This window comes from Streptomyces sp. NPDC042364 (assembly GCF_056437585.1).
Window position 1 is genome coordinate 61,621 of the sequence record NZ_JBWKAJ010000011.1, and the last position, 20,698, is coordinate 82,318.

Here is a 20,698-nt window from a genome sequence, read left to right on the forward strand (position 1 = left end):
TCAGGCACCCGCGGAATTCAGGAAATGGTGCACCTCGCACATGACTTCTGGTGCGGTTCGGACTGCCCGCATGACACGACATGCACCTTCCTTCATTACCCGCGAAACGGCCAGGAAACCACCGTTCCGCAGACCACACGGTCGCGTTACAACAAGCAGACCGCGCACCTGTACGGCGTCATGGGAGAAGGAGGGTACGCGGGACCCGAACCCCAGCACCACGAGGTGAACGTGTGGCCGCTGCTGGACGAGGTGCTCAAGCGGTGGGACGCGGCCGGAGAGCGACGGGGGTCGATACCGGCCCACTACTCCGACTGGACGAAGAAGCATGACGCCCAGGCCGCCGACACGGTGTCCCGCGCATGCCGCGACACCGTCCAGTGGATGGCCTGCTGGTGCGGTGAGGACTATGACGCGGACCCTCTGGGTCTGCACTACATAGCCTTCGCCACCATCATCGACGACATCTGCATTCCCCCGCTCGACCTGGTCAGGGGCCGCTTCCGTATGTACGGCAGGTCCGTGGGCGACCTGACGCGCGAGATGGACGCGGCCGGCTGGGGGCGCGACGGTGTGCACGCGCTGCTGTCGCTGGTCCGGCAGGCCGTCCTCCAGTACGCGGAGAAGATGGACTTCCGCCCCGGGGAGGCACATGTCGGACTCCATGAGGCACTGAACGGCTCTCCGGACATGTGGGACGGTGTCATATTCCGGGGGAATACCGGAAATGCGTATGGCACCGCCATCATGGTGGTCCGTAACAGCGGGACCGGTCCGGTTTCCTTCCCGTGGCTCATGGACAGCGCGATCTGCGACTGTCTCTCCATGGATCTGAGCAAGTCCGCGCTCGGCGTCTACTCGGTGGACAATCACCAGCCGACTTCGAATGACCGCCGATCGGAGTCGCGGAAGGCGAGCTACCGGTCGATCTACCTGGATCTCATCGACGACCTGGTCTTCACAGGGGCACCGGAATCCCTGGTTCACTTCGGCCGCAGCGGATTCCTCTTCGTGCAGTTACAGGACCGTTACCAGGAGCGGCGCCGGGGGAAAAGATTCCCGCTCGCCCCGCCCATGCTGCGGGAACTCACCCGGCTGTTCGGTGAGAATCCGACGGACGAATGGCTCGACGAGGCGTTCGCCACCGCGAATCGCATGCGTCTCACCGAGTCGCCCTGCGTCGGTGAGACGCAGGACGTGGAGCGTTTCCCCCGTCTGCACGCGGGCGTGCGGGAGGAGGTCGCGGCGCAGGCCGCGAGCCTGCCCGCCTGACCGCCGGCCTCCGGACCGCACGGTGCCGACCGCGGCTCGGCCGGCGTGAGTGGCGGGGCCGAGGGGCCCGGTGGCTCAGAATGGTCCCCGGTGGGGCTCACCGAGCCGCTCGTATGCTTGACCATGATGAGACGCCGTGCCCCGTCCCCGCCCTCTCCCCTGCCGCAGCGCGACGGGGTGGATCCGGTGCGGGTGCGGTTGCCCGCCGGGGACGCCTGGGCGACGGTGCGGGATCACCTCGTGTCACGGCTCGCGGCCGGGCCCGGGGTGATCGACGGCATGCTCGACGCGGGTCTGATCGTCGATGTCGCCGGACGTCCGGTGCATCGCGACATGGCTTACGTGCCGGGCATGTCCGTGTGGTTCCACCGGGAGCTGCCCGCCGAGGAACGGGTGCCGTTCGAGGTGGACGTCCTGTACCGCGACGAACACCTGGTGGTGGCCGACAAGCCGCACTTCCTCGCCACCACCCCGCGCGGCAGCCATGTCGCCGAGACGGCCCTGGCCCGACTGCGGCGGCGGCTCGGTGTCCCGGCGCTCACCGCCGCCCACCGGCTGGACCGGCTGACCGCCGGGGTGGTGCTGTTCACCGTGCGGCCCGAGGAGCGCGGCGCCTACCAGTCGCTGTTCCGGGACAGGCGGGTGGCGAAGGAGTACGAGGCGGTGGCGCCGTACGACCCCGGGCTGGCGCTGCCCCGGACCGTGCGCAGCCGGATCGTCAAGGAGCGGGGGGTCCTCACCGCCCGTGAGGTCGACGGCGAGCCCAATGCCGTCAGCCGGATCGAACTGCTGGAGCACCGCGAGGGGCGCGCCCGTTACCGGCTGACGCCGCGTACCGGGCAGACCCATCAACTGCGGGTGCACATGAGCGCGTCGGGGGTGCCGATCCTCGGCGATCCCCTCTATCCGGTGGTGACCGGCCCCGTGGCGGCCGGTGACTTCCGGCGTCCGCTCCAACTGCTGGCGCGGAGCCTGGAGTTCACCGATCCGGTCACGGGGCGGGAGCACCGGTTCGTCAGCCCGCGGGTATTGCGGGCCTGGTCGTCGTACGACGCGTGGGCGGAGTAGGCACGTACGACGACGGGGTCAGCCGGTCCGCCACCAGCGCAGGATGCGCCGGAACACACCGGGCCGGCGGGCGGGTTCGGGCGCGGTCGTGGGCTCGGTCGTGGGCTCGGGCGCGGGGACGGCGGGTTCCGCGGCGGCGGGCCGGGGCTGCGGTGCGGCGGCGCCTTCGGAGACCCGGCGCTGCGGCGGCAGCGGCCCGGCGCCGGGCCCCGGGATGACGTCCTGCGGGGGCTTCGGCGCGAACCGTACCGGCAGCTGCACCAGGTGCCGGTTGGAGATGGACTCGTGCCAGCGCAGCTCGTGCTCCTCACAGGCGAGCTGGATGTCCGGAACCCGGGCCAGCAGTGCGTCGACGCCGACGTCGGCGATGGCACGGCCGATGTCCTGGCCCGGGCACTCGTGGGGGCCGCCGCTGAAGGCCAGGTGGGCGCGGTTGCCCTGCATGTTGGCCGTGAGGTCGGGCCGGACCCGCGGATCGACGTTGCCCGGCGCGATACCGAGGAGGAGTCCGTCGCCCTTGCGGATGCGCTGACCGCCCAGCTCGGTGTCCTGCTTGGCGAAGTAGGCGAAGACGGTGCTGAACGGCGGCTCGTCCCACAGGGACTGCTCGACCGCCTCGGGCACGGTCATCTGGCCGCCCTTGAGCTGGGCGCGGAAGCCGGGGTCGGTGAGGACCATGCGCAGCACGTTGGCGAGGAGGTTGGTGGTGGCCTCGTAGGCGGCGAGGAGCACCACGCGCAGGTGTTCCCTGACCTCGTCGACGGTGAGCGCCGCCGGGTGCGTGATGAGGTGACTGGTGAAGTCCTCCTCGGGCTGGGCGCGGCGGCGGACGGCGAGCCTGCCGAGGACGTCCATGACGTAGGCGTGGCTGACGAGCGCGGTCTCGCTGCCCTTGAGGCAGTCACGGGCGGCGTGCACCAGCTTGTCGCCGTACTCCTCGGGCATGCCGAGGATCTCGCACAGCACCGCCATCGGCAGGTGCTCGGCGAACTGGCCGACGAGATCGGCCCTGCCGTCCTCGCAGAACTTGTTGACGAGGTGCTGGGTGGCGCGGTTGATGTAGCGGCGGATGCCCCGGGGGTCGATGGTCGACATGGCACCGGTGACCGCGCCGCGCAGCCGCAGGTGCTCGTCGCCCTCGGCGTGGGCGCAGATGGGCTGCCAGGCGAAGTGCGGCATGAGCGGGTGGTCGGGCCTGATCTCCCCCGCCAGCATGGGCCGCCACAGACGGGTGTCCTTGCAGTACTGCGAGGGCGTGCTCACCATGTGCATGTTCTCGCTGTGGCCGAGCACCACCCAGATCGGCACGTCGTCGTGGAGCAGCGCGGGGGCCACCGTGCCGTGCTCGGCGCGCAGTTTCTCGTACACGGCTCCCAGGTCCTCCGCCTCGGGGCCGTAGAGCCGGCGCAGTCCGCCGGGTCCCAGGCCGTGGGCGGGGCAGCCGGGGGGCGGCCCGAGTTCGGGGTCGTCCGTACCGGTCGGGGAGTGTGCTTCAGGCGTCACGGTGATCGCTCCGAATGGAAGTGGATCCGGGTCTGGGGAGTTGCTGGGGCGACCGGGAGGGGACGTCGTGCGGGACGGCACGGCTCCCGGTCCGGGGACACGTACGGGGGCTACGCCGACGCACCCGTCATCGTCAGGGAGTGCAGGAACCGCATGAGGGTCATCAGGACGTCCCGGCTGGAGGCCCGGCGCCGTGCGTCGCAGCGGACGATGGGGATCTCCGGGGGCAGGTCGAGTGCCTGGCGCAGTTCCTCGATGGGGTGGCGGGGCGCGTCCGGGAAGTCGTTGATGGCGACGACGAAGGGGACACCGCGTTCCTCCAGACGGCCCATGACGTCGAAGCTGACCTCCAGGCGGCGGGTGTCGACCAGGACGACCGCGCCGAGGGCGCCCTCGAACAGGCCGTTCCACAGGAACCAGAAGCGCTCCTGGCCGGGCGTGCCGAACAGGTAGAGCACCAGCTGGTCCGTGATGCTGATGCGGCCGAAGTCCATGGCCACGGTGGTGGCGGTCTTGGACTTGGAGCCGTAGTTGTCGTCGACCCCGATGCCGGCCTGGGTCATGGTCTCCTCGGTCGTCAGCGGCCTGATCTCGCTGACGGAGCCCACCATGGTCGTCTTGCCGACTCCGAAACCGCCCACGATCACGATCTTCGCCGCGGCCTGCGCGGTGTGCGGCAGGTGGTCCTCGGTCCGTGGACCCGTGATGGCGTCAGAGCTTTTGAAGTCCATGCATCACCGCTTCGAGGAGGGAACGGTCGGCACGCGCCTGCCGGACGACGGGTGCGCGCGCCTGAACCAGTTCGGCCGTCAGCAGCTCGGTGAGCAGGACGGTCACCACGCTGATCGGCAGTCTGAGATAGGCCGAGATCTCGGCCACGGACAGGGGGGCCTGACAGATCCGGAGCAGGGCCGCCTGCTCCGGTGGGGCGGACGGCGGTGGGTCGGCGCGGGCCACGATCAACGTGACGAGGTCGATCGGGGCCCGTTCGCCGTTCTCTCCGGTCAGGATGTAGAGCCGCTCGGGCGGACGGTCGCCCTCGCTTCCCGTGGGCGCTTCCACGGGAGGCGGGGGAGGGGGCTGCGACGTGGGGGGCCGACGCCGGCGTTGCGGAGGCGTCATACGGTCTGCCCGTTCCGCCGGGGCGGACTGGTGAGGTGGGCGCCGATACGGTCGACCAGGTCGCGCATGCGGTTGCTCATCAGCCCGGGTTCGGCGATCTCGTTGGCGAGCACGGCGAGATAGGCGTTGGAGCCGGCGGCCATGAGGTAGAAGTAGCCGCCGTTGATCTCGATGATGACCATGCGCATCTCGCCGTCGCTCTGCGGGATCTCCGCGGCCACGGCGCCGGCCAGGCTCTGCAGTCCTGCGCAGGCGGCGGCGACGCGGTCGGCTGCGTCGGGATCACCGCCGTGGCGGGCGATCCGCAGCCCGTCGGCGGAGAGCACGACGATCTGCTGGATGCCCGGTACGCCGTCGGCCAGATCCTTGAGCATCCAGTCGAAATTGGCTCGCTGCTGGATCACTTGAGGTCCCCCTCGTCGTCGGCCTCGTTGCGGGCCGGCTCGTTGTTCGCGGTGGAAGCGGTGGCCCCGGGGTCAGCCGGATCGTCCGGATTCCTGGAGAAGGCGCCGGGGTCCGGGTCGCGCTTGAGTCCGGCCATGAACGCCTCGACCCACATCCCGGGCGGCGGCAGTTCCTTCTTCGGTTCGGGCTCGGGCTCCCAGACGGGTGCGGCGGCCATGGCGGCCTCGGCGGCGGCCTCCGCGGCGGCGGCCTCGGCGTAGCGCTGACTGAGCGGGATCTTCATACGGCTGCGGCGCTGCGGGAGGCCGCCCGCCGTCCATTCGGTGACGACGGGTGCGTCGTCGTCCATGCCCTGGCCCATCTCCTCCGCGGAACTCGGGATCCGCGGTCCGGTCGTCGGGCGGCGGCGCTTGGGCTTGCGGTTGGGGCCCTCGACGCCGCCGGTGTCCATCGTGGGTACGGCGGCCGCGCCGATGCCGTGGGCGAGTCCGGGGGCGGGCTCGTCGGTGAGCATGTCACGGGGTACGACGACGACGGCGCGAACACCGCCGTAAGCGGACTGCCGCAGCGAGATCTGCATGTTGTACATCGTGGAGAGACGGCCGACGACGGCGAGACCGAGACGTGGGCTGGCGCCGAGTTCCTGCAGGTCGATGCCCTGCTGCGCCTTCGTCAGCATGTCCTCCACCTTGGCCCGCGCCTCCTCGCTGAGGCTGATGCCGCCGTCCTCGATCTCGATGGCGACGCCGGTCTGCACCTCGACCGCGGTGACGTGCACCTTGGTGTGCGGCGGGGAGTAGCGGGTGGCGTTGTCGAGGAGTTCGGCGCAGGCGTGGATGACGGGTTCGACGGAGACGCCGTTGACGTTGACCTTGGCGATGGAGTGCAGCTCGATGCGGCGGTACTCCAGGATGCGGGACATCGCGCCGCGCAGGCAGCTGTACAGCGGGACGGGCTTGGGCCAGACGCGGCCGGGGCGGCCGCCGCCGAGGACGGCGATGGAGTCGGCGAGACGGCCGATCAGCGCGGTGCCGTGATCGATGCGCAGCAGGTCGTCGAAGACCTCGGGGTTGCGCCCGTGGTCCTCCTCCATCTCCCGGAGTTCCTTGTTCTGCTGGTGGACGATCGCCTGGACGCGTCGGGCGATGTTGACGAAGGAGCGCTGGGAGGAGTCGCGCATCGCTTCCTCGCGGTCCACGATGTTGAGCACCGCGCGCAGCAAGTCACGCTGCGACTTCGGGAGTTCGCGCCACTCGGCGTCACCGTCGATGACGTGACGAATCACCTCGGAGGGGGATTCTCCACCGCGCAGCCGGTACAGCACGGCGGGCAGGATCTCCTTGCCCAGCCGGGTGAACTCCTGGTCGTGGCCGGCGATCCGCTGCTCCAGGGAGAGGGTCCGCCGTTCGTGTTCGGCGCGCACTTCGCGGATGGCGCGACGGGTGCCGCGCACGGCCGCGACCGCGACCGCGAGCAGCAGCAGCGTCGCGACGGCTCCGGACAAGCCGACGGCGAGCCGGGCCGGACCCGTGACCAGGGAGACGGTGGTCCCGGTCGCCGCGGCCATCAGTATCGCCGGCAGCAGTAGTACGCGCCCGTGGGGGAGGTCACGGCCACCGGGAGGCGATTGAACACTCACCATGTATGCCCTCTAACGACAAATCGGCTGAAGGTCGGGGGACTTGCTGGGACTTCTGGGACGTGCTGGGGGTTCATCCGTGATTCAAACTGGATCTTCGGTATTTTTTGGAACAAGCGCACGAATACATCTCAACTCGGTGCGCCGCGGGCGAGCTTAGTCCGACCGGATCATCGCTGTGTCATATTCAGCAACCGCCTGAACTCACCCTCGCGACAGGAGTAGGCTCTGGTCGTTTACACGCTCAGACACCACTCGAACGCACAATGTGACAGGGCACAGGCGTACGAGGACATGAGCGAGGAGCCTCGGTCGAGGGAGCGCGGCGAAGCCGGGGGCGAGTCAGGAGCGACCAAGTCCCCTGCCGGCCGGGTTCATCCGCCGACTCTGCGCAGGCCGACGGCCGTCGCGGCGTCGGCGAACACGGAAACGCGGCGGACGGAGCCGGCGGTTCAGGGGCGCCGGGCTTTCGCAGCCGGCCGTGGGCCCCGCGGGACGCCCCAGGCCCGGACAGCAGCGAGTACGGCGGCGGGGCCTTCTCCGACGCGCGGCGCAACCGAGGGCGCGCGGTGAACCGGGAGTGGGCCGTCAGGGGCGCGGGGAACTGCGCGACCAGCCACACTCGGCCGGCGCCCGCCGAACCCCCCGCACCCCTCCCCCGCAGGCGTCACCCCACCGAGGAGTACGCCACAACTCCCCTCAGCAGCCCGTCGACCGCCTTGCGGGCGCTCTTGCCCACGGTCGACCCCGAAGGGGAGGCCGCCGAGATCTGCCCCAGCACATCGATCACCTGCTTGCACCACCGCACGAAGTCACCGGCCGGCATGTCCGCCTCCCGCAGCACCTCGTCGAGCCCCTTCCCGGAGGCCCACATGTACGCGGCCCAGGCGAAGCCGAGGTCCGGCTCGCGCTGCCCGACCCCTTCGCTCTGGGTGATCCGGAACTCCTCCTCCAGCGCGTCCAGCCGCCCCCAGATCCGCACCATCTCGCCGAGCGCGGCCTTGGCGGCACCGGACGGCAGCTTCGGCGCCAGCGCGTCGTCCCCGACCCGGGCCTCGTAGACCAGCGCGGAGACGCAGGCGGCGAGCTCCGCAGGACCGAGCCCCTCCCAGACCCCGGCGCGCAGACACTCGCTGGCCAGCAGATCCAGCTCGCCGTAGAGCCGCGCGAGCCGCTTGCCGTGCTCGGTGACCTCGTCGCCCCGCAGATAGTCCAGTTCGGTCAGGAGCGCGACGATCCGGTCGAAGGTACGCGCGATCGTGTTGGTCCGGCCCTCGATGCGCCGCTCCAGCTGCGCGGTGTCCCGCTTGAGCCGGTGGTAGCGCTCGGCCCAGCGGGCGTGGTCCTCACGGTCGCTGCACCCATGGCAGGGGTGGGCCCGCAGGTCGGCGCGCAGCCGCGCGATCTCACGGTCGTCTGCGGCGGCGGACCGCCGCTTGCGGTGCCGGTCGGGCACGAGGTGCCCGGCCTTCGTGCGCAGCGCGGACGCCAGGTCCCGGCGGGACTGCGGCGAGCGGGGGTTGAAGGACTTCGGGATGCGCATCCGCTCCAGTGCCTCGACCGGCACCGGGAAGTCCATGGACGCCAGCCGCTTGACCTGCCGCTCGGCGGTCAGCACCAGCGGGCGCGGGCCGTCGTGGTACTCGAAGCCCCGGTGCCCGTTGGACCGCCCGGCGGGCAGCCCGGGGTCCAGCACCAGCGCGAGCCCCGCGTACTTGCCGGTGGGGACGTGGATGACGTCGCCCGGCTTGAGCTTCTCCAGGGCCACGGCGGCCTCGGCGCGCCGCTGGGCGGCGCCCTGCTTGGCCAGTTCGGTCTCGCGGTCCTTCAGATCGCGCCGGAGGCGGGCGTACTCCTCGAAGTCCCCGAGGTGGCAGGTCATGGACTCCTTGTAGCCCGCGAGCCCCTCCTCGTTGCGCTGCACCTGCCGGGAGATGCCGACGACGGACTTGTCGGCCTGGAACTGCGCGAAGGACGTCTCCAGCAACTCCCGTGAGCGGTGCCGGCCGAACTGCTCGACCAGGTTGACCGCCATGTTGTACGACGGCTTGAAGCTGGAGCGCAGCGGATAGGTGCGGGTGCCCGCGAGTCCGGCCAGGTGGTCGGGGTTCATGCCGCGCTGCCACAGCACGACCGCGTGGCCCTCTACGTCGATGCCGCGGCGGCCGGCGCGGCCGGTCAACTGGGTGTACTCGCCGGGGGTGATGTCGGCGTGCTGCTCGCCGTTCCACTTGACGAGCTTCTCCAGCACCACCGAGCGGGCGGGCATGTTGATGCCGAGAGCGAGGGTCTCGGTGGCGAACACGGCCTTGACCAGGCCGCGTACGAAGAGCTCCTCGACGACCTCCTTGAACGTCGGCAGCATGCCCGCGTGGTGGGCCGCTATGCCGCGCTCCAGACCTTCCAGCCACTCGTAGTAGCCGAGGACGTGGAGGTCCTCACGGGGGATCGACGCCGTGCGCTCCTCGACGAGGGCGCGCACCCTGAGCCGCGCGTCGTCGTCGTTCAGCCGCAGGCCCGCGTGGAGGCACTGCTGGACGGCGGCCTCGCAGGCGGCGCGGCTGAAGATGAAGGTGATGGCCGGCAACAGGCCCTCGGAGTCGAGGCGTTCGATGACTTCCGGCCGGCTCGGGATCCAGATCCGGGAACGCTGGCGGCGCTCCCGCTCGCGGTCGGCCTCGCGCATGGCGCGGCCTCGTCTGCGGTCCTGGAAGGAGGGGCGGCTGGCCTCCATGCGGGCCATCCGCGTGAGGTCGGGGTTGACGGCCTTCTTGTGGCCCTCGCCCTCCTCGAAGAGGTCGTACATCCGCCGGCCGGCGAGCACGTGCTGGAACAGCGGCACGGGCCGGTGCTCGGAGACGATCACCTCGGTGTCGCCGCGCACGGTGTCCAGCCAGTCGCCGAACTCCTCGGCGTTCGACACGGTCGCCGAGAGGGAGACCAGGGTGACCGACTCCGGGAGGTGGATGATCACCTCTTCCCACACGGCGCCGCGGAAGCGGTCGGAGAGGTAGTGCACCTCGTCCATGACCACATGGCCGAGGCCGCGCAGGGTCTGGGAGCCCGCGTACAGCATGTTCCGCAGCACCTCGGTGGTCATCACGACCACGGGGGCGTCGGAGTTGACGCTGTTGTCGCCGGTGAGGAGCCCGACCTTGTCGGCGCCGTACCGGCGGCAGAGGTCGGCGTACTTCTGGTTCGACAGGGCCTTGATGGGTGTCGTGTAGAAGCACTTCTTGCCCTGTTTCAGGGCGAGGTGGACGGCGAACTCGCCGACGATCGTCTTGCCCGAGCCGGTGGGGGCGGCCACCAGGACGCCCTTGCCCGCCTCGAGTGCCTGGCAGGCCTCGATCTGGAAGGGGTCGAGGCCGAAGTCGTACATCTCGCGGAAGGACGCGAGCGCGGTGGCCTGCTCGGCAGCGCGCCTGCGTGCTGCCGCGTACCGCTCGGCCGGTGAGAGATCCTCTGTCATCGTGCTTTCGAGCGTACCGGGCGCCACTGACAACGGGACGATCATTATCCGGATCGATCCAGGCCATGGCCGCCGGGACAACCACGAGCGGCCCACCGCGTCGGTGGGCCGCTCGTCGTGGTCGGGAACCGCGCCTCGGCTCAGGTGATGTCGTCGTAACCGTTGATCCGCTCGCGCTCGGGGGTCGCCTGGGCCGGCAGCGCCGGGCTGCTGGAGACCGCCTCGACCTCGCCGATGGTCTCGGGGGTGAGGTCCAGTTCCGAGGCCTCGTCGTCGCCGAGCTGCGCGTCGGAGTCGCTCCGCCTTCGCCGCATGTCATTGAGCATGGAGAAGAGGACGGCGAGGAAATACAGCACACATAGAGGGCCCGCGAGCAGGAGCATGGAGATCGGCTCACCACCAGGCGTGGCGATCGCGGCGAAGGCCGTCAAGCCGATGATCATGCCCCGCCACCAGCCGAGCATTTTCTTGCCGCTCAACACGTTCGTCAGGTTCAGCAGCACCAGCAGAAGGGGCAGCTCGAATGCCAGGCCGAAGACGATCACCATGCGCGTGATCAAGTCCAGATAGTCGTCGAGCGGCAGCAGGTTCTGGGCGTTGTCCGGCGTGAAGCTGAGCATGATCTCTGCCGTCTGGGGCAGGATCGAGTACGCGAGATACGCGCCACCCAGGAAGAGGGGAACACCGGCGCCCACGAACGCGAGGGCGTAGCGCTTCTCGTGCTGGTGCAGTCCGGGCGCGATGAAGGCCCACAGCTGGTAGAGCCAGACCGGCGTGGCGGCCAACACGCCCGTCATCAGAGCGACCTTGAGCGCGATCGTGAACGGGGAAAGCAGTCCGTTCGTGGTCATCGAGGCGCACGGCTCGCCGTTGCGCATTCTCGTGGCGCCGTCGACACAACCGACCGACTCGAGGATCGGCCGCATCAGGAACTCGAAGATCTGTTTCTGAAAGAACGCCGCCACGATCGTGACGACGATGATGGCCAGTACCGACTTCAGCAGCCGGTTGCGTAGCTCACGCAGGTGCTCTCCGAGAGGCATCCGCCCCTCGGCGTCCTTCTCCTGCTTGCGGGGAGACCTGAGCAACCCACATCCTCGTCTCGTCCAAGGGCCTTCAGGGGAACCGGGTCAGCTCTGAGTCGTGCGCTGCGGGTCCGTGACAGGGCGGGAGCTGGAGACGTCGCCGGGGGCGGCCTGAATGGTGCGCGGGGCGACCGGCTGGTGTGCGGCCTGGTCCTGAGTGGTCTCCGAAGAGCCGGCCGCCTCGTCGTCCTTCTTCATCGCCTTCGCCTCGCTCTTCAGGATGCGAGCCGACTTGCCCAGCGACCGAGCCATCTCAGGAAGCTTCTTGGCACCGAACAGCAGCAGAATGACGGCGATGATCAGAATGATCTCAAGCGGCTTCAGGTTGCCGATCATGTTGGACTCCTTCTCACGGCGTGGTCGGGGGCGGGATCCGACCGTCCAGCCGGACATACATCCGAGCAGTGCGATCGTAACCCTCGGGAGTAAACGTCTGGCAATGCCTGTGCGTACTCCGTGCTCGGCCCTCGCCTCGTCCCTGGGCCGCGCTCATGAGCGTACCTGCCCACGGTAAGAAGGTGACAGGGCGGAAGTGGCCCGAAGCCCCTGCGGCTCACAACTCACAGGACTTGCCGGCCCGGCTCACAGAGCGTCCACGGATCGGGCCGCGCTCGCCGCCGCCCGCTCCAGGTCCTCCGCCGCCCGGTTGATCCGCCGCGCCGACTCGGCGACCTGGCTGCCCAGCCGCCGGGCCTCGACGAAGACCCGGACGGCGAGCACCCCCAGCACGGCGAGCCCCAGAAAACCCACAGCTACAGCGAACATCGGCCAGAACATAGCGACGACCCTAGCCCGGCGGGTGCAGCCGCAGTGTCCGCACGCCGCCCCCGGTCAGCAGCTCGACGATGCGCTCCCCGGCCGGTTTGCGGACGGCGACCCCGCACTCCGGGCAGGTGAAGGAGTAGAACGTGGTCTTGCTGGTGGCGCCGATGGCCAGGCGCAGCGCGCTCGCACCGAGTTCGACACTGGCCCGGCAGTCGGGGCATCCGGCCCTGAACACCACGTCGGCGACCCGCTTCATCCCCGCGAAGGCGATCGCCGCGGTCATCTCCTGCACACCCTTCACACCAGACACAGCCGACCCGCCGTTCACAGCCCTCGCTCCTGCCTGTCGTGGTGCCCCTCCCGAGCCTCCCGGAGCACGCCGGGCGGGGTGCCGGGCCCGTCGTACTCCGGTATGACCTCGTCGTAGCCCGCCAGGGCCTCGCGGGCCGCCCGGCGGGCGCGGTCGGCCAGGTCCTGGGGCGAGACGATCCGGCCGTCGGGCCCGAGCCGCAGCGCGAGCCGCCGCAGCGAGGCGGGGTCGGGGGTGCGCAGGGTGATGCGGAGCCCGCCGTCGGGCAGCTCCTCGGCGCTGTCGTGCGGGTAGTACTCGGCGACCCACCGCCCGCCGGGACCGACCTCGACCACGACCTCCGGGTCCTCGGCGGCGGGCTGCACCAGCGCCTCCGACAGGTCCCGCAGCTCGATCTCGGGCGGCGCGGACGGCTCGTCGAGGATCTTGATCTCGGCGACCCGGTCGAGCCGGAACGTCCGGCGCGCCTCCGAGCGACGGCACCACGCCTCGACATAGGTGTGGCCCACGCTGACCAGGCGAATCGGGTCGATCTCCCGCTCGGTGACCTCGTCGCGGGCCGGCGAGTAGTAGCGGATCCACAGTCGGCGGCGCTCCGAGATGGCCCGGTCGACGTCCGCGAAGACACCGCCCTCCGACTCGAAGGTCACCGACAGCCGGGAACTCGCCCCGGCCGCCTCGCCCGCCGCCGTCTCCACCTTGGCGGTGGCGCGCAGCAGGGCCTGCCGGTCGCTCTCGCGCAGCCCGGGCAGCGTGGCCACCGCGCGGGCGGCCACGAGCAGCGCGGTCGCCTCGTCGGCGGCCAGCCTCAGCGGCTCGGCCGCCTCCGCCCCGAGCGCGGCCGGGTTGTGCCACCAGATCCGCTCGCCGTCGGTGTCGATGTCGAGCAGGTCACCGCCACGGAAGCTCGTCCCGCACATGGGCAGCACATCGAGGTCCGACACCAGCTCGTCCTCGGTGATCCCGAAGGCGCGGGCCACGTCCTCGATACGGGCACCGGGGCGCTCGCGCAGATACGTCACCAGGGAGAGCATCCGCCGGGTCTGGTCGATGGCGTTCGCCGGCCGGGCCGGTTTTCCCACCACTTTCTTATGTCCCCTCAGCCTTTGGCCACGGCACGCAGCCGGTCCACCACGTCGGCCCGCAGCTCGGCGGGCTCCAGGACCACCACATCGGGCCCGAACTCGACCAGCCAGGCATCCAGACCGTGCCCGTACGGAATCTCCAACTCGTCCCAGCCGTCGCCGAGTTCCCGCACGGCGGTGGCCTTCGCCCGCAGCGGGTAGCCGGCGCCCGTGCGGAGCCGGATCAGCGCGGAGCGGTCGGCGGTCTCCCCCGCCCAGCTCGCGACGGTCTCCCGCACCGTGACGACGTCCGGGACCTCGGCGGTGAAGGCACCGCCCCGGCTGCGCACCTTGCCGGTGATCCGCGAGAGCCGGAAGACCCGCTCCGCGCCCCGGTCCCGGTCGAAACCGGCGAGGTACCAGTGCCCGCGCCAGCACTCCAGCGCCCATGGCTCCACATGACGGGGCTCGGGACGGGCGGCGGTGGCCTTGCGGTAGTCGAACACCACCGGGCGGCGGTCGCGGCAGGCCAGCATCAGCGGTTCGAAGGCGGCCTCGTGCACCGGGATGCGCGGCTCCAGCGCCCCATGGGCCTCGTAGGGGTCGACGTCCTCGGGGAGACCGGCCGCGCGCAGCTTCTGCAGGGCACCGCTCGCGGCTCCGGCGAGCCGGGCCTGCTGCCACACCTTGGCGGCGAGCCCGAGGGCGGCGGCCTCCTCGGCGTCGAGGGTGATGGGCGGAAGGCTGTTGCTGTCACGGCGGGCCTGGTAGCCGATCTCGCCGTCCAGGTTCTCCACCGTCTCGATGACCAGGCCGAGTTCGCGCAGATCGTCCTTGTCGCGCTCGAACATGCGGTTGAAGGAGTCGTCGGAGCCGGCTTCCAGATAGGCCTCGATGGACTCCCGCAGTTCGCGCTTGCTGAGCGGTCGGCGCGTCCCCAGCAGACACAGCGCCAGGTTCATCAACCGCTCGGCCTTGGCAATGGCCATCGACGCCCTTCCCTATGGGTGCTTCTGCGGCACGACCGTACCGCTACCGAGCGTCGCGGCAAAAGCCGAGGGCCCATGCCCGGACAGGCATGGGCCCCAGGTGGTCGGCTCCGGTCGCAGGACCGGGCCGCTCCGGTCGTCCGGCGATCAGACCCCGAGGAGGTCCACCACGAAGATCAGCGTCTCGCCGGGCTTGATCGCCGGGGTGGGGCTCTGGTTGCCGTAGGCGAGGTGCGCCGGGATGGTCAGCTGGCGGCGGCCGCCGACCTTCATGCCCTGCACGCCCTGGTCCCAGCCCTTGATGACACGGCCACCACCGAGCGGGAAACGGAACGGCGTACCGCGGTTCCAGCTGGCGTCGAACTCCTCGCCGGTGCTGAACGCCACGCCCACGTAGTGCACGGTGACGGTCTGGCCCGCCTGCGCGACCTCGCCGTCGCCCTCCCAGATGTCCTTGATCTCAAGGTCCTTCGGGGGCTCGCCACCGGGGAAGTCGATCTCGGGCTTGTCAATGCTCACTTCATCACTCCTTGTTGCGTGACCTGCGTCGGGACCAGTCTCACAGACGAATGCGGTCAGACGACGCCAAGGATGTCCACCACGAAGACCAGCGTGTTCTTGGCCAGCTCGCTCTGGGGGTTCGCGCCGTAGCCGAGCGAGGGCGGGATCACCAGCAGCACCCGGTCGCCCACGTTCTTGCCGACGAGGCCCTGGTCCCAGCCCGCCACCACCGACCCGGTGCCGATCTGGAAGGCGGTGGCTCCACCGTGGTCCCAGGAGGAGTCGAACTTCTTCCCGTCCTCCCACTTGACCCCGGTGTACTGGGCGACGAGACCCTGACCGGCCTCGACCTTCTCGCCGCTGCCCTTGATCAGCACCTGCTGCTCGAGGTCCTTGGGGGCCTTGGCGCCCTTGGGGATGGTGATGGTCGCCGCCTTGCCCGACGGGGCGTCGACCTCGGGCATGCCCGCGTCGGGGGCCTCCTGCTCGCCCTTGGCCTCGGCCTTGGCGTCGACGGTGGTGGCACCGACCGGGTCGACGACCCAGACCAGCACGTCCGTCGCGGCGATCCCGGAGGCGGTGTTCAGGTTCTGGCCGATCAGGTCGCCCGCGGTGCCCTGCACCAGGATCCGGCTGCCGGGCTTCTTCCCCTTCACGGAGTCGAGGACCTTCGCGGGCAACTGCTGGCTCGGTTTGCCGATCTGCTCGACGGACTGCCGTCGGGCCTTGGCATCGCCGGTCTCGGCCCAGGTGCCGCTGAGTGCCTTGCCGTCGCCCCACTTCTCGACGGTCCAGTCCAGCCGGACGAAGTCCGACGCCTTGATCGGGCTTCCGCTGCCCTCCGAGACCGTCTTCACGACGGTCTTCTCGGACGGCTCTCCGTCCTTGGGCACAGAGATCTCGGGCTCGGCCCCGACCTTCCCCTTGACCTCGGCGACGCCTCCCGCCGCATCAGCGCTGCCGTCGTCGTCCGATCCGCACGCGGCGGTGAACAACAGGGCGGGAACGGCCAGCAGTGCGGCCACGCGTCGTTTCGTGTTGTAGTTCATCAGTCCAACTGGGGTCGGGGGCGGGGACAATGGCCGCCACTCTACGACCTGCGCGCTCCAGGAACGGTTCCAAGCACGACACGCCGTCGCACCTGGCCCGGAAACACCGGCCCCGGGCGACGCCCACCGGGTGCACGTCCCGCCGACCGCCGATCAGGAATCCGCGTCCGGCCGGGCCCCGTCGTGGACACCGCGCGCACAGGTGGCGACGACGACGGTGTCGCCGCCCGTCTCCCGGTGGAGGAACTCGGGTGTGGGGCTGGACCGGTCTACGAGCCGACGGCGTCGTACCCGGTCGGGGAGATCGCAGCGAAGCCGCCGGGCCCGGTCATAAACACGGCGGGCAGCCGACGGCTGACACCACGTCACACCGGAAGGGCGCGGGAATTCACACGACGGTGGCCCGGAGGACGCCCCGGCACGCACCCGTCCCGGTCACACACGATGGTCCGATCAGGCGCGAGCCGTATCACTCGCGGCGGCGGCGATAAAACGCCGATGCCCGGAGGCACGAACACCCCCGGGCATCGGTATCCCGCACCGTCCTGTGCACCGGACGAGCGGCATTCGGTCACATTCCGGCGATCAGCTTCTCCACCCGGTCGTCCACCGAACGGAACGGGTCCTTGCACAACACCGTGCGCTGCGCCTGGTCGTTGAGCTTCAGATGCACCCAGTCGACCGTGAAATCCCGGCGCTGTTCCTGCGCCCGCCGGATGAAGTCACCACGCAGCCGCGCCCGAGTCGTCTGCGGCGGAACCGACTTCCCCTCGAAGATCTTCAGGTCATTGCAGATCCGAGCGGCCTGACCTTTCCTCTCCAGCAGGTAGTACAACCCACGACGACGGTGAATGTCGTGATAAGCGAGGTCTATCTGCGCGACCCGCGGATGCGACATGGTCATGTTGTGCTTGGCCCGGTACCGCTCGATGAGCTTGTACTTCATCACCCAGTCGATCTCGGTACCGATCCGGTCCAGATCCTCCGCCTCGATCGCGTCCAGCGTGCGACCCCACAGCTCCAGGACCTGCTCCACGGTGCCCGTACGGATACCGCGCCGCTCGCAGAAGTCCACGGCCTTCTCGAAGTACTCGCGCTGCACCTCCAGCGCGGACGCCTCCCGGCCACTGGCCAGCCGCACCTTGCGCCGGCCCGTGATGTCATGGCTGACCTCACGGATCGCCCGGATCGGGTTCTCCAGCGTCAGGTCGCGCATCACCGTGCCCGCCTCGATCATGCGCAGCACCAGGTCGGTGGCACCGACCTTCAGCAGCATGGTCGTCTCGGACATGTTCGAGTCGCCCACGATCACATGGAGCCGGCGGTACCGCTCCGCGTCCGCGTGCGGCTCGTCGCGCGTGTTGATGATCGGCCGGGAACGCGTCGTCGCCGAGCTGACGCCCTCCCAGATGTGCTCCGCACGCTGACTCACGCAGTACACGGCACCACGCGGAGTCTGCAGCACCTTGCCCGCGCCACACAGCAACTGCCGCGTGACCAGGAACGGAATGAGGATGTCCGCGAGCCGGGAGAACTCCCCGTGCCGCGCCACCAGATAGTTCTCATGGCAACCATATGAGTTGCCCGCCGAGTCGGTGTTGTTCTTGAAGAGGTAGACGTCGCCCGCGATTCCCTCCTCGTGCAGGCGGCGTTCGGCGTCGACCAGCAGTCCTTCCAGAATGCGCTCGCCGGCCTTGTCGTGAGTGACCAGCTCGGTCACGTTGTCACATTCGGGTGTCGCGTATTCCGGATGTGAGCCCACGTCGAGATAGAGGCGGGCCCCGTTCCGCAGAAACACATTGCTGCTGCGGCCCCATGACACGACACGGCGGAAGAGGTACCGCGCCACCTCGTCAGGAGACAGACGGCGCTGTCCCCTGAACGTGCACGTGACGCCGTACTCGTTCTCCAGCCCGAAAATGCGGCGGTCCATGACTGAACATTACGCCCGATCCACCGACCTGAAACGGGGTTCGGCAGCACGGTTTGGATCATTTTCCGATGAGACCGCAACGACCGCACCCCCCGAGGGAACAGCCAGAACCCGTCCCGTCAGCAGCAGAACCAGCAGCGACACGGCACCTGCGGCGCCCGGCACCACGAAGCCCCACAGCGTCCCGCCCCACTCCACGACCGGCCCCGCCACCGCCGTACCCGCCGACTGGCCCACAGTGAACGTCGTCACGATCCACGAGAACGCCTCCGTCACCGTCCCCCGCGGCGCATGCCCGTCCACCAGCACGAACCCGCACGCGATCGCCGGCGCCAGGAACACCCCCGCGAGGACCGTCAGCCCCGTCATCCCCACCGGCCCCGGCATCAGCGTCAGCGGCACGTAGCAGACCGCCAGCAGCCCCACCAGCACCCGCAGCCGCCGCTCCGGCGGCCCGCTCCACCGCCGCGCCCCGTACGCCGTACCACCGACCAGCGCGCCCAGCCCCACGCCCGCCATCAGCCAGCCGTACACCGCGTCCCCGCCGTGACCGTCCGCGTACGACACCGCCGCGACGGTGATCGAACCCAGCGCGATGCCCACGAACAGGAACGCGCCCAGCAGCGCCAGCATCCCCGGCGAACGCAGCGCGCCCAGCCAGTGCGCCTCCCGCGGCGCCGAGCGCCAGGCCCGCGACGGCGGCGAGACCACCACCCACAGCGCACCGAGCACCCCGATGACACTGAGCACGACCAGGGCCGCCGCCGCGGACCACAGCGACACGCACAGCGTCACCAGCAGCGGCCCCACGGTGAACATGACCTCCTGGGCCACCGCGTCCATCGCGTACGCCGTGTGCACCTGCTCCTCCCGCCGGAGGACCGACGACCACAGCGCCCGCAGCCCGCCCTCCAGCGGAGGCGTGAACAGCCCCGCGACCGCCATGGCGAGATACGCGACCGGTAGCGGATCCAGACCCGAGAGGGCGAAGACGGTCATACCGAGGGCCGACACCAGCGCCGCCGGCACCTGGACCCGAGGCTGCCCGCACAGATCCACCAGCCGGCCCAGCAACGGCTGCCCCACCGCGTTCGCCACGCCGTACACGGCGGCCAGCGCCCCCGCCAGGCTGTACGTCCCGCCCTCCGCCCGCACGAACAGCACGATCGCGATCGCGGCCGTCGCGTTCGGCAAACGCCCCACCAGCGTGCCCGCCAGCAGACGCGCGGCGTGCCGCGTCCTGAGGATCTCCAGGTATCCGGCTGCCATGTTCCGCCCCTCGGAAGACTCTCGTCGGCTCATCGACCTCCGCCGGTCCGCACGGCGCCGACAGGAAGTGTTACGTATAACGTCCGCTGCCATACGTACCATGAGCGCTGACCACGAGTCCATACGCACCCGTCCCACGAAGGAGCACGCCCACGGTGGCACGAGCAGGTACACGGCCCACGAGCCGTGACGTCGCCCAGGCCGCCGGAGTCTCCCAGGCCGCCGTCTCCCTCGTCCTCGGCGACAAATGGCGCGGACGCGTCTCCGAGACCACCGCCGAACGCGTACGCCAAGCCGCTCGCGAACTCGGCTACCGGCCCAACCTCGCCGCCCGCAACCTCCGCCTCGGCCGCACCCGCACCGTCCTCCTCGTCGTCCCCGCCCTCACCACCGAGTTCTTCGGCGGCGTCTACACCGGCGCCGCCCGCGTCGCCGCCCGGCACGGCTTCGGCGTCGTCCTCTACCCCTCCCCCGAAGGCGTCGGCCCCGCCCGCGACCCCTTCGCCTCCGCCCAGGCCGCCCTCGACGGCGTCATCGCCTCCTCCATGGCCGCCGACGCCCTCAGCGCCATCCGCGGCGACCAGCTACCCCTGGTGATGCTGGACAGCGACCCCCGGGGCAGCCACGGAGCCGTCACCGTCAACCTCGACATCCGGGACGGGACACGACAGGCCGCCGAGCACCTGCTCGGACTCGGCCACCGCCACTTCCTGCACCTCGCCGCCGACGTCCCCTCCTGGACCTTCGAGGTACGCGCGGACGAACTCAGCACGCGGATCGCGGCGGTCGCCGGCACCACCCTGCGGACGGCCACCGCGCCCATCTCCATCGAGGGCGCCCTGGCCGCCACCGAAGCCGCCCTCACCGAGCCGGGACCCCGACCCACCGCACTGGTCTGCGACGACGACAAACTCGCCGCCGGCGCCTACAAGGCACTACGGCGCCTCGGCCTCAGGGTCCCCGAGGACATCTCCGTCACCGGCGTCGACGACCTCGGCCTCGCCACCGCCCTCGACCCCGAACTCACGACCGTCCGCCTCGACGCGGAAACCTTCGGAGAACGCGGCATGGCGGCCCTCCTGGCGGTCCTGGAAGGCCGCACACCCGAGGAGGGAGACATTCCAGTGGAACTCGTCGTACGGGGCTCCACGGCGCGCCAGGGGCCTGAATAGGCCGTCGGGGTGAGCGGCGACCACTCTCCAACGCCGCGCGCCCCGGCCATGGTCGGCCGGGGCGCACTACGGGCGGACTA

The 20,698-nt window shown here is 70.2% G+C and carries 19 protein-coding genes; 3 read left to right on the top strand and 16 right to left on the bottom strand.

The features are described 5' to 3' along the window. The first annotated feature begins 180 nt into the window (after positions 1-180). Positions 181-1,272 carry a hypothetical protein gene (locus AC067N_RS22680; protein ID WP_478680683.1) on the top strand — a complete coding sequence of 364 codons (1,092 nt, stop codon included), beginning with the start codon at positions 181-183 and terminating at the stop codon, positions 1,270-1,272. A 126-nt stretch (positions 1,273-1,398) separates the two neighbouring features. After that, positions 1,399-2,340, top strand: coding sequence for an RluA family pseudouridine synthase (locus AC067N_RS22685; protein WP_478680865.1), 942 nt, complete (start codon positions 1,399-1,401; stop codon positions 2,338-2,340). Between the two features lie 18 nt (positions 2,341-2,358). On the opposite strand, the gene AC067N_RS22690 is transcribed toward AC067N_RS22685, so the two are convergent. The 16 genes from AC067N_RS22690 to AC067N_RS22765 form a co-directional block, all read right to left on the bottom strand. Continuing rightward, positions 2,359-3,843, bottom strand: coding sequence for a cytochrome P450 (locus tag AC067N_RS22690; RefSeq protein WP_478680684.1), 1,485 nt, complete (start codon positions 3,841-3,843; stop codon positions 2,359-2,361). Positions 3,844-3,953: 110 nt separating this feature from the next. After that, on the bottom strand, positions 3,954-4,574 hold the full coding sequence (locus AC067N_RS22695; protein ID WP_478680685.1) for a GTP-binding protein: 621 nt from the start codon (positions 4,572-4,574) through the stop codon (positions 3,954-3,956). Further along, positions 4,555-4,965, bottom strand: a complete 411-nt coding sequence (locus AC067N_RS22700) for a DUF742 domain-containing protein (RefSeq protein ID WP_478680686.1) — start codon at positions 4,963-4,965, stop codon at positions 4,555-4,557. The genes AC067N_RS22695 and AC067N_RS22700 overlap by 20 nt, the downstream gene beginning before the upstream one ends. Next, the gene (locus tag AC067N_RS22705; protein WP_478680687.1) at positions 4,962-5,369 is read right to left on the bottom strand and encodes a roadblock/LC7 domain-containing protein; all 408 of its coding nucleotides are present in this window, start codon (positions 5,367-5,369) and stop codon (positions 4,962-4,964) included. Before AC067N_RS22705 ends, AC067N_RS22700 begins: the two co-directional genes overlap by 4 nt. Continuing rightward, on the bottom strand, positions 5,366-7,012 hold the full coding sequence (locus AC067N_RS22710) for a sensor histidine kinase (RefSeq protein WP_478680688.1): 1,647 nt from the start codon (positions 7,010-7,012) through the stop codon (positions 5,366-5,368). Before AC067N_RS22710 ends, AC067N_RS22705 begins: the two co-directional genes overlap by 4 nt. A 664-nt stretch (positions 7,013-7,676) precedes the next feature. Continuing rightward, positions 7,677-10,526: a DEAD/DEAH box helicase gene (locus tag AC067N_RS22715; RefSeq protein ID WP_478680689.1), complete on the bottom strand. Its 2,850-nt coding sequence runs from the start codon at positions 10,524-10,526 to the stop codon at positions 7,677-7,679. A 95-nt stretch (positions 10,527-10,621) separates the two neighbouring features. Then, complete coding sequence (tatC, locus tag AC067N_RS22720; RefSeq protein ID WP_478680690.1) at positions 10,622-11,569, bottom strand: twin-arginine translocase subunit TatC; 948 nt, start codon at positions 11,567-11,569, stop codon at positions 10,622-10,624. 42 nt (positions 11,570-11,611) lie between these two features. Continuing rightward, on the bottom strand, positions 11,612-11,902 hold the full coding sequence (tatA, locus tag AC067N_RS22725) for a Sec-independent protein translocase subunit TatA (RefSeq protein ID WP_478680691.1): 291 nt from the start codon (positions 11,900-11,902) through the stop codon (positions 11,612-11,614). A gap of 246 nt (positions 11,903-12,148) precedes the next feature. Beyond that, positions 12,149-12,343 carry a hypothetical protein gene (locus AC067N_RS22730; RefSeq protein ID WP_478680692.1) on the bottom strand — a complete coding sequence of 65 codons (195 nt, stop codon included), beginning with the start codon at positions 12,341-12,343 and terminating at the stop codon, positions 12,149-12,151. A 10-nt stretch (positions 12,344-12,353) separates the two neighbouring features. Then, positions 12,354-12,614: a hypothetical protein gene (locus AC067N_RS22735; protein ID WP_478680693.1), complete on the bottom strand. Its 261-nt coding sequence runs from the start codon at positions 12,612-12,614 to the stop codon at positions 12,354-12,356. A gap of 41 nt (positions 12,615-12,655) precedes the next feature. After that, on the bottom strand, positions 12,656-13,726 hold the full coding sequence (locus tag AC067N_RS22740; RefSeq protein WP_478680694.1) for a helix-turn-helix transcriptional regulator: 1,071 nt from the start codon (positions 13,724-13,726) through the stop codon (positions 12,656-12,658). Between the two features lie 14 nt (positions 13,727-13,740). Further along, entirely contained in the window at positions 13,741-14,694 is a 954-nt protein-coding gene (locus AC067N_RS22745; protein WP_478680695.1) for a helix-turn-helix transcriptional regulator, read from the bottom strand. Between the two features lie 147 nt (positions 14,695-14,841). Then, the gene (locus AC067N_RS22750; protein ID WP_478680696.1) at positions 14,842-15,213 is read right to left on the bottom strand and encodes an FKBP-type peptidyl-prolyl cis-trans isomerase; all 372 of its coding nucleotides are present in this window, start codon (positions 15,211-15,213) and stop codon (positions 14,842-14,844) included. 56 nt (positions 15,214-15,269) lie between these two features. Then, a complete protein-coding gene (locus AC067N_RS22755) occupies positions 15,270-16,244 on the bottom strand; it encodes an FKBP-type peptidyl-prolyl cis-trans isomerase (protein ID WP_478680697.1) in 975 nt (324 codons plus the stop codon). A 571-nt stretch (positions 16,245-16,815) separates the two neighbouring features. After that, the gene (gene pafA, locus AC067N_RS22760) at positions 16,816-18,177 is read right to left on the bottom strand and encodes a Pup--protein ligase (protein ID WP_055517796.1); all 1,362 of its coding nucleotides are present in this window, start codon (positions 18,175-18,177) and stop codon (positions 16,816-16,818) included. Between the two features lie 9 nt (positions 18,178-18,186). Continuing rightward, entirely contained in the window at positions 18,187-19,446 is a 1,260-nt protein-coding gene (locus AC067N_RS22765) for an MFS transporter (protein WP_478680698.1), read from the bottom strand. A gap of 155 nt (positions 19,447-19,601) precedes the next feature. Here AC067N_RS22765 and AC067N_RS22770 point away from each other — a divergent pair, with 155 nt between their 5' ends. Next, complete coding sequence (locus AC067N_RS22770; RefSeq protein ID WP_478680699.1) at positions 19,602-20,618, top strand: LacI family DNA-binding transcriptional regulator; 1,017 nt, start codon at positions 19,602-19,604, stop codon at positions 20,616-20,618. The last annotated feature ends 80 nt before the right edge of the window (positions 20,619-20,698 follow it).